Source organism: Megamonas sp. (assembly GCF_986095205.1).
The window spans coordinates 1-8,097 of record NZ_CFQVBI010000054.1; the positions used below are offsets into that span (position 1 = coordinate 1).

The following is an 8,097-nucleotide window of genomic DNA, read 5'->3' on the forward strand; positions in this document are numbered from 1 at the left end:
GGTGACCTTGGCAGGACTCGAACCTGCGACCTTTTGATTCGTAGTCAAACACTCTAATCCAGCTGAGCTACAAGGCCATTTGTTTGCGGTTGTCTTAACCGCGTATATTATAATATCAGATTGATTTATATTTGTCAAATGTTTTTTTGAAAAAATTTAAGATTTATTAAAATAAATTTTAGCTCTATACGAAATAGATAATAAATGATATATTATGTGATGGATAGTATTCGAAGCGAAACTGTACCACAAACTTTTATTTTTATCTAATTAAAAAGGATTGTATCGAAAGAACAAGACCTTACCAGAGATTTCATTGTATTACTTCCAAGAAAAAGAGGTGATAAAATGAAAATAGGATTTATTGGTGCGGGGAAAGTAGGCTTTTCCCTAGGAAAATATTTACAAAATAATTGCAGTCAAAATGATGTAGAGATTGTAGGTTATTTTAGTAAATCTTTAAAATCGGCAAAATCAGCAGCAGATTTTACCAGTACTAAATTATATATAAATCTTGAAAATATCTTAAAAGACAGTGATACCTTATTTTTGACAGTGCCTGATGGTAGTATCAGTCAAATTTGGGATTATATGAGAAATCTGGATATTAGAAATAAAAATATTTGTCATTGTAGCGGTTCGATATCTTCGACCGCTTTTTTTGATGCTCAAAATAAAGGTGCATATGCATATTCTATCCACCCACTTTGTGCGATAAATGATAGGTATGAAGCTTATAAAAATTTAGCAAATGCTGTATTTACTATTGAAGGTAATAGTGAACATTTAGATAGCTTGATGCAGATTTTTCAAAAATGTGGTAATGACATCATAAAAATCGATACGCAAAAAAAAGCACTATATCATGCAAGTGCAGTAATGGCTAGTAATTTAGTTACAGCCTTATTTGCCACGAGTATAGATTTATTAAATCGTTGTGGTGTAGATAAAAAGATGGCAAAAAATATTTTATTGCCATTACTACAGGGTAATGTAGCTAATTTAGCTACTTTTGATATTAAAGATGCTTTGACTGGCCCAGTAGAGAGAAATGATGTAGTTACGATAAAAAAACATTTAAATGCATTTAATCAAGAAAATTTAAATCAAGAAAAAGAAATTTATAAGTTATTATCACAAAAATTAATTGAAATTGCACAAAGTAAAAATTCATTAAAAGATTATAGTGAAATGAAAGAGGTTTTTGATAGTGAAAAATACAGTATCAACATTTAAAATGCAAAAGGAAAACAAAGATAAAATTACAATGCTTACAGCATATGATTATTCTACAGCAAAGTTGATTGATGAAGCTGGAGTTAATGGAATTTTAGTAGGTGATTCCTTGGGCATGGTTATGCTTGGTTATGAAGATACATTATCTGTTACTATGGAAGATATGATACACCATATAAAAGCTGTTACTAGAGGAGCAAAAAATGCTTTAGTTGTAGGTGATATGCCATTTATGTCTTATCAGACATCTGTTTATGATGCTGTGAAAAATGCAGGTCGTTTAGTGCAAGAAGGTCATTGTCAGGCAGTAAAATTAGAAGGCGGAGAAAGTGTTTGCCCACAGATAAAGGCAATTGTCGAAGCTTCTATTCCTGTTATGGCACATATAGGGCTTACGCCACAATCTGTTAATGCTTTTGGCGGTTTTAAAGTTCAAGGAAAAAGTGAAGATGCTGCCAAAAGAATTCTTCAAGAAGCAAAAGCTGTAGAAAAAGCAGGTGCATTTGCTGTAGTATTGGAATGTATTCCTGATAAATTGGCAAAAATTATCACTGAAGAAATAAATATACCGACAATTGGCATTGGTGCAGGTAGTGATTGTGATGGTCAGATTTTAGTATATCAAGATATGCTTGGTATGTTTGGCGGATTTAAACCTAAATTTGTGAAACGCTTTGCAAATGTTGGCGAAGAAATGACAAAAGCTTTTAAAGATTATATTGAAGAAACAAAAGCAAAAACATTTCCAGCAAAAGAGCATTGTTTTAAAATAGATGATAGTGTAATTGAAAAATTATATTGAGGATAATTTTATTTAAATATTACAAAGTTACAATAAAAACTATTGCATTTTATTTTTTTATATGATATTATGTAAACACGCTAAAGATGATGAAGAGGAAAAGTAGATAAATATAATCATGACAGAGAGTCAAGGATGCTGGAAACTTGATATGAGAGTATTTATTGAAGTTCACCTCGGAATTGCTCGCTGAACTTATTGTAGGTGGAGCCGGAGCCTTACCGTTATCGAAAAGGACAGTATCGGATTAGTCCCGTACTTAATGAGAGATATCTATATTTTTATAGATAAATAAGGTGGTACCGTGAATTCAGCCTCGCCCTTATATTAGGGTGAGGCTTTTATTATTTTTAAATCAATTAGATAAAAAAGAAAGGAGGCTTTTCATGAAGAAATTAGCTTTTTTAGGACCTCATGGAACAAATAGTGAAGAAGCTGCAATTTATATGGCTAATTTGCGTAAAGAAAAAATAAATTTAGTGGCATATAATACAATACAAGATGCTATACAAGCTGTTGCTCAAAAAGATGTAGATTATTGTTTAGTACCAGTGGAAAATTCAATAGAAGGTTCAGTTCGTATTACCTTGGATACTTTGGCTCATGATGTTGACTTAATGATAGAGTCTGAATTAATATGGAGTGTACATAATCAATTATTAACAAAAAATCCTAATGCTAAGATACACACAATAATTTCTCATATTCAACCATTAGCTCAATGTAGAGAATATTTAAAGAGTCATTATCCAACGGCAAAGACAGAATCTGTTTCTAGTACAGCTAGAGCAGCAGAAAAAGCAAGCTGTTATGGAGATGGTTATGCGGCAATAGCGACAAAAACAGCAGCTGATTTATATAATTTGCAGATAATAGATACAGATATTCAAGATGTTGAAGATAATTTTACTAGATTTATTTTATTGACTAATAAAGATAAAGTAAAAAAATATCAAGATGTAGCTAATATGATGATAATTTGTCAGATAGATGGTAGAGCTGGCAGTTTATACGAACTTTTGGGTGATTTTGCTTGTCGAAAAGTAAATATGACAAGAATTGAATCAAGACCTGCGCGTACAAGTTTAGGCGAGTATATTTTTTTCATAGAAATAGATGCTAATGTGGATAAAGATATTTTACAAGAAGCACTTATGCAGGCTAGTAAAAAATGTTTTTGGCTTAAAAACTTGGGAAAATTCCCAGTATATAAAGCTAGTAATAAATTAGTAAATGAAATAAATTAATCTTAAATATAGATAAATGAAAAGGTGGAATAAATAATGGTTGTAATAATGAATCCTGATGCAAGAGAAGAAAATATCATGGCTGTAGTAAAAGCTATCGAAAGTGTAGGGCTCACAGCTAAGATAATGGAAGGTGCACAGCAGAAAATTGTTGGTGTAATAGGTGACAAAACTCGTATGGGTTCACTAGCAGTAGAGGCAATGGAAGGTGTAGAACAGACAGTGGCTATTTCTAAATCTTATAAATTAGCCAGCCGTGAATTCCACCCAGCAAATACTGTTGTTGATGTAGATGGTGTAAAAATCGGTGATGGCAATGTAGTAGTAATGGCAGGCCCATGTGCAGTAGAATCTCGTGAACAATTATTAGAAGCAGCAAAAATCGTAAAAGCCGGTGGAGCACAATTTTTACGTGGTGGCGCTTATAAACCTCGTACTTCTCCATATTCTTTCCAGGGTCTTGAAAATAAAGGTCTTGAATATTTGGCTGAAGCTCGTGAAGTTACAGGATTAAAAGTAGTAACAGAAGTAACAGAAGTAGAAGCTGTTGATGCTGTAGCTCATTATGCGGATATTTTACAGATTGGCGCACGTAATATGCAAAATTTCCGTTTATTAAAAGAAGTTGGAAGATGTAATAAACCAGTTATGCTCAAACGTGGTCTTTGCGCTACTATTGATGAATGGTTAAATGCTGCTGAATATATTATGAATGAAGGCAATCATAATGTAATTTTATGTGAACGTGGTATTCGTACTTATGAAACATATACAAGAAACACATTAGATATGAGTGCTGTAGCAGCAGTAAAACATTTAAGTCATTTACCAATTATCGTAGACCCAAGTCATGGTACAGGTAAATGGAGAATGGTAAAACCTATGAGCTTTGCAGCAATAGCAGCTGGAGCAGATGGACTTATCATTGAAGTTCACCCAAATCCTGCAAAAGCTTTATCTGATGGACCACAGTCTTTGACACCAGAAAATTATAGAGAAGTAATGCGTGGTGTCTATAAAATTTCTGATTTTATGAAAGCAGAAAATTTATTTACTGATTACATGAAAGACTAAAAATTTATATTATAAGATGAGAAAAAGCAGTCAAATACTTATTTATAATTAAAGTATTTGACTGCTTTTTTATGTCATTAAAAATAAAAATATAGGATAAGCTATAAAAATAAAGATAATAGTAGTGATTAAAAAAATTGCCTCAGCAATACTGGTGTTTAATTTATATAGTTGAGTAACTACAACAGAATTGATACCAATAGGACACATGCCAATCAAAGTGATGACTGAAATGAGTAAAGCATTATCTGTAAATAAGCTAGCAGTAATGAATGATAATACAGGTATGATAAGAAAACGAACAGGTACAATAGTCAAAGCTAGATATTTATATAAGCGAGCTGCTTTAAAATTTAATAAATAACCTACAGGTAAAATACCAAACCAAGCACCTAGATGGACAGAAGCATTAAAAATGGGGTCAAAAATATCAGGACGAGGTACTTCGTAAATATTTAAGATAGCACCGATAAACATACTAAGTAAACCAATTTGGTTCCAACTGATTAGAATAGAACGCCAATGCGGTTGAAATTTTGCTTTCGAGCCAGCTGTGAATTTTTGATGAAAATATTCAGCTAGAGGAAAACAAAAAGAAAGTGTAAAAATATTTTGTACCATAGCGATAACTTGGACATAAGCATAAGCTAATTGCCCCATAGCTATATAGGCACATAAACCACCTAAAATACCTGTATTAGAGAGCATACTACTTAAAAGATAAGCACCGCTATTGCGTATATTTTTACCAAGTCGCCAGTTTACATATGGATAAGCTAATAATCCTGGAAGTGCTGAAATGAGGATAATTCCTACGAATGCCAATAAAAATAAATTTTGATCTATTTTTATCAACCAAAAACTACCAAGTCCAGTGATTATCATGATGAAACGGATATTTAATTTTAAGAGGAAATTACAAGTATTTAAAGATATTATCTTATATTTATGGAAATAATATCCTATAGTTAGAGGTAAAATAACATCAATAAATATGAATAAAAGGCGATAAAATGTTTCTGACATAATAACACCATTTAAGCTTTTGCAATATCAGGGCGAAGATGACTTGCTCTACCTAAATAAATATGTTTTATTTCCTTTTGTGTTTTATCAGTATTCACCAAAAGTAAAACGCGGATACATTTTTCCATACTGTTTTCTACATATAATTGTTGAGCATCAAAAAGTGGCACTAAATCCCAATTAGGTAATTGACGTGCAGCAAAAGCAGGAAATACACTAGATAAATCTTTAGTAGCACTAAATAAAGCAGCACCAATATCTTCAGCAGTAATATCATTAGCTTCAAGAATGTTTATTAATAATTTTTTGACAGCCTCAATAATCTCTTCACGATTATCATTCTCCACAGTGATAGCTCCTCTAATTCCTTGCATAAAAAACATTCCTTTCATTTAAATATATTTCTATGTGCTTTACTTTTCTTTGGTGGGCAAAGAAAAGTAACAAAAGAATACCCACCGCAGATAAAATTTTAGTTTTGAAAATAATTATCTTTTCATACAACGCTTAGAAACTCGCTTCGCTCAAACATTCAGACTAAAAACGTATTCAAAGATAATTATTTTCAATAACCTTACGGTTACCACAAAATTTTATAATGCGGAAAATAAAAATTGCTAAATTATTTAATAATCAATAATACCAAATATTTCCCGCATTTTAGCATCTTTTTGCGGTAGCCGTAGGCTATTGGTAAAGATAAAAATATGACAATGGTTTTAGTTCTACTGTTTGAACGTAGTGAGTTTAGAACGTTGTTGGCATATTTTTATCTTTATCAAAGTAAAAAGTGCGTGAGCGGGTAGTTTTCTTTTTGGTTCGTTTTTCTTTTGTATAAAAGAAAAATGAACATAAAAAACTATTTTTCTTTAAAAATGTTAATCATTAAACGAATTGATAAGAAGACGGCTACTAGATATCCTAATACACCTAAAATAGGGATTTCCATTATTTGAGGTGTCATATTAGTAGTGCAGATAATGCTAGAGCCTAAAAGTAGTGCAGAGCAAATGATACCGATGATTAATTTATTAATCATTTTATCTAAACGACGAAGTGGTTCTTCTGAGCCTGTTAAGTCTAAATTAACTTTAGTTTGTCCACTCATTGTCATTTTTAGGATATCAGATAATTGTTCTGGTATATGCATGGATTTTTGAAGCATTAAATAGCTATCTCGTTTGAATTTAGTGAATTCTTCTTTCCAACTGAAATTTCGTTTAAAATCAGCTCGCATATAAGAAGCAAAAATATCGATAAAATTGACATTAGGACAACAAATTTTGAGAACAGATTCAATCGTAACGACACCACGAGCAAACATACTTAGACCAGGATTAATAGAAAGTTTATGACGGCGAGCAACAGTTATGATATCATGTGCTAATTCACTCAATTTTAATGTTTGGAAATTGGCATTACTATAGCGGTTCATTAGATTATCAATATCTTCATAAAGTTGGATATGATTTAATTTTCCTTGAACAGTACCTAAAGTTAAAATAGCGTTTTTCATCTCATAAGTATCATGTTGAACAAGGGCGTAAACAGCTTTTTTTAAAGCATCACGTTCTTTAGAAGATAAACGCCCCATCATACCTAAATCAAGCCAAATAATTTTACCGTTTTTTATCCAAATATTACCTGGGTGAGGATCAGCATGGAAATAGCCATCTTCAATGATTTGTTTTACATAATTTTTGCCAAGATGAATACCTAATTCTTCAACATTATAACCTTGGGCTTTCAATTTGCTGATTTCATCAATGCGATGACCATCAATATATTCCATTACAAGTACGCGAGCTGTAGTCAGTTCATGTTTTACAGTAGGACAATCAACGAAAATATCTTCACTATTAAGTCGTTTGAATTCATCAATATGTTCAGCTTCCATCATGAAGTCCATTTCTTGCTTAGTGATATTCCACATTTCATCAAGAATGGCGTTAAAATCTAAAATACTAGATGAAGTTTTAAAGACTTGCAAGATAGATACAGCTCGTTTTAGTAAAACTATATCTTTAGCCATTACTTCATAAATTCCAGGACGTTGTACTTTGATGACGATTTTTTCACCAGTTTTTAATGTAGCTTTATGTACTTGAGCTATAGAAGCAGAGCCAAGTGCATGATCATCTATATCGAGAAAAACATCTTCTATTTTTTTATTATATTCTTTTTCAAGACAGTCTTTGATGATGCTAAAATCTAAAGGTTTAGCTTGTGTTTGCAATTTAGTCAATTCAATGGCATAATCGGCAGGTAAAAATCCTGGTTTTAAAGAGAGTATTTGACCTAATTTTACAAATGTAGGGCCTAAATCTTCTAAGATTAAACGCAATTTTTCAGGTGTCATATCGCTTGTAAGTACATTATGCTTACGTAAAACAAGCACCATTTCCCGTAAACGATGAGAGGAACTGTACTTTGTTTGTTTAGGAAATTTTATCAAATTAACACCTTCTATCATGAATTTTTAATATAATGTATTTAAATAAAACAATTATGTTTATTATAGCAAATAAGTGAAAAATAGTATAACAGTTTATTTATCGCTTAGAATATGGATTTTTGATGAGCTTAAAATTTTTAATAAAAAAGAGTTGAAATATTAATTTGAAAATCTGACATGCACCCAAAATATTGGACATATTAATTAAGCTACTAATTGAGACTTAGTTCTGTATTCTACGGGACTAAGTCCTTTTA

7 protein-coding genes, 1 tRNA gene and 1 other annotated feature are annotated in these 8,097 nt (G+C 31.5%); of the genes, 4 read left to right on the plus strand and 4 right to left on the minus strand.

Annotation, left to right across the window (positions count from 1 at the left end; all coding sequences use genetic code 11):
• Positions 1–2: 2 nt before the first annotated feature.
• Positions 3–77 (minus strand) — tRNA-Arg (locus AC5LAX_RS07755).
• A gap of 271 nt (positions 78–348) precedes the next feature.
• On the opposite strand from AC5LAX_RS07755, the gene AC5LAX_RS07760 reads away from it, so the two are divergent.
• The 4 genes from AC5LAX_RS07760 to aroF all read left to right on the plus strand — a co-directional run bounded on the left by AC5LAX_RS07760 (position 349) and on the right by aroF (position 4,359).
• Entirely contained in the window at positions 349–1,236 is an 888-nt protein-coding gene (locus AC5LAX_RS07760) for a Rossmann-like and DUF2520 domain-containing protein (RefSeq protein WP_117976616.1), read from the plus strand.
• Positions 1,211–2,038 (plus strand): 3-methyl-2-oxobutanoate hydroxymethyltransferase, encoded by an 828-nt coding sequence (panB, locus tag AC5LAX_RS07765; protein WP_115151004.1) that lies wholly within the window; start codon positions 1,211–1,213, stop codon positions 2,036–2,038. The genes AC5LAX_RS07760 and panB overlap by 26 nt, the downstream gene beginning before the upstream one ends.
• Positions 2,039–2,118: 80 nt before the next feature.
• Positions 2,119–2,365 (plus strand) — a binding site (T-box leader).
• A gap of 59 nt (positions 2,366–2,424) precedes the next feature.
• A complete protein-coding gene (gene pheA / locus AC5LAX_RS07770) occupies positions 2,425–3,285 on the plus strand; it encodes a prephenate dehydratase (RefSeq protein WP_117585580.1) in 861 nt (286 codons plus the stop codon).
• Between the two features lie 36 nt (positions 3,286–3,321).
• Complete coding sequence (gene aroF, locus AC5LAX_RS07775) at positions 3,322–4,359, plus strand: 3-deoxy-7-phosphoheptulonate synthase (RefSeq protein WP_018999986.1); 1,038 nt, start codon at positions 3,322–3,324, stop codon at positions 4,357–4,359.
• A 69-nt stretch (positions 4,360–4,428) separates the two neighbouring features.
• Here the strand turns inward: aroF and AC5LAX_RS07780 are convergent, their stop codons facing one another.
• From AC5LAX_RS07780 to AC5LAX_RS07790, 3 genes are all read right to left on the minus strand, one after another.
• Entirely contained in the window at positions 4,429–5,385 is a 957-nt protein-coding gene (locus AC5LAX_RS07780) for a hypothetical protein (protein WP_117585581.1), read from the minus strand.
• 11 nt (positions 5,386–5,396) lie between these two features.
• On the minus strand, positions 5,397–5,759 hold the full coding sequence (aroH, locus tag AC5LAX_RS07785; RefSeq protein WP_117585582.1) for a chorismate mutase: 363 nt from the start codon (positions 5,757–5,759) through the stop codon (positions 5,397–5,399).
• Positions 5,760–6,244: 485 nt separating this feature from the next.
• Positions 6,245–7,858, minus strand: a complete 1,614-nt coding sequence (locus AC5LAX_RS07790) for an ABC1 kinase family protein (protein ID WP_051081878.1) — start codon at positions 7,856–7,858, stop codon at positions 6,245–6,247.
• Positions 7,859–8,097 lie beyond the last annotated feature (239 nt).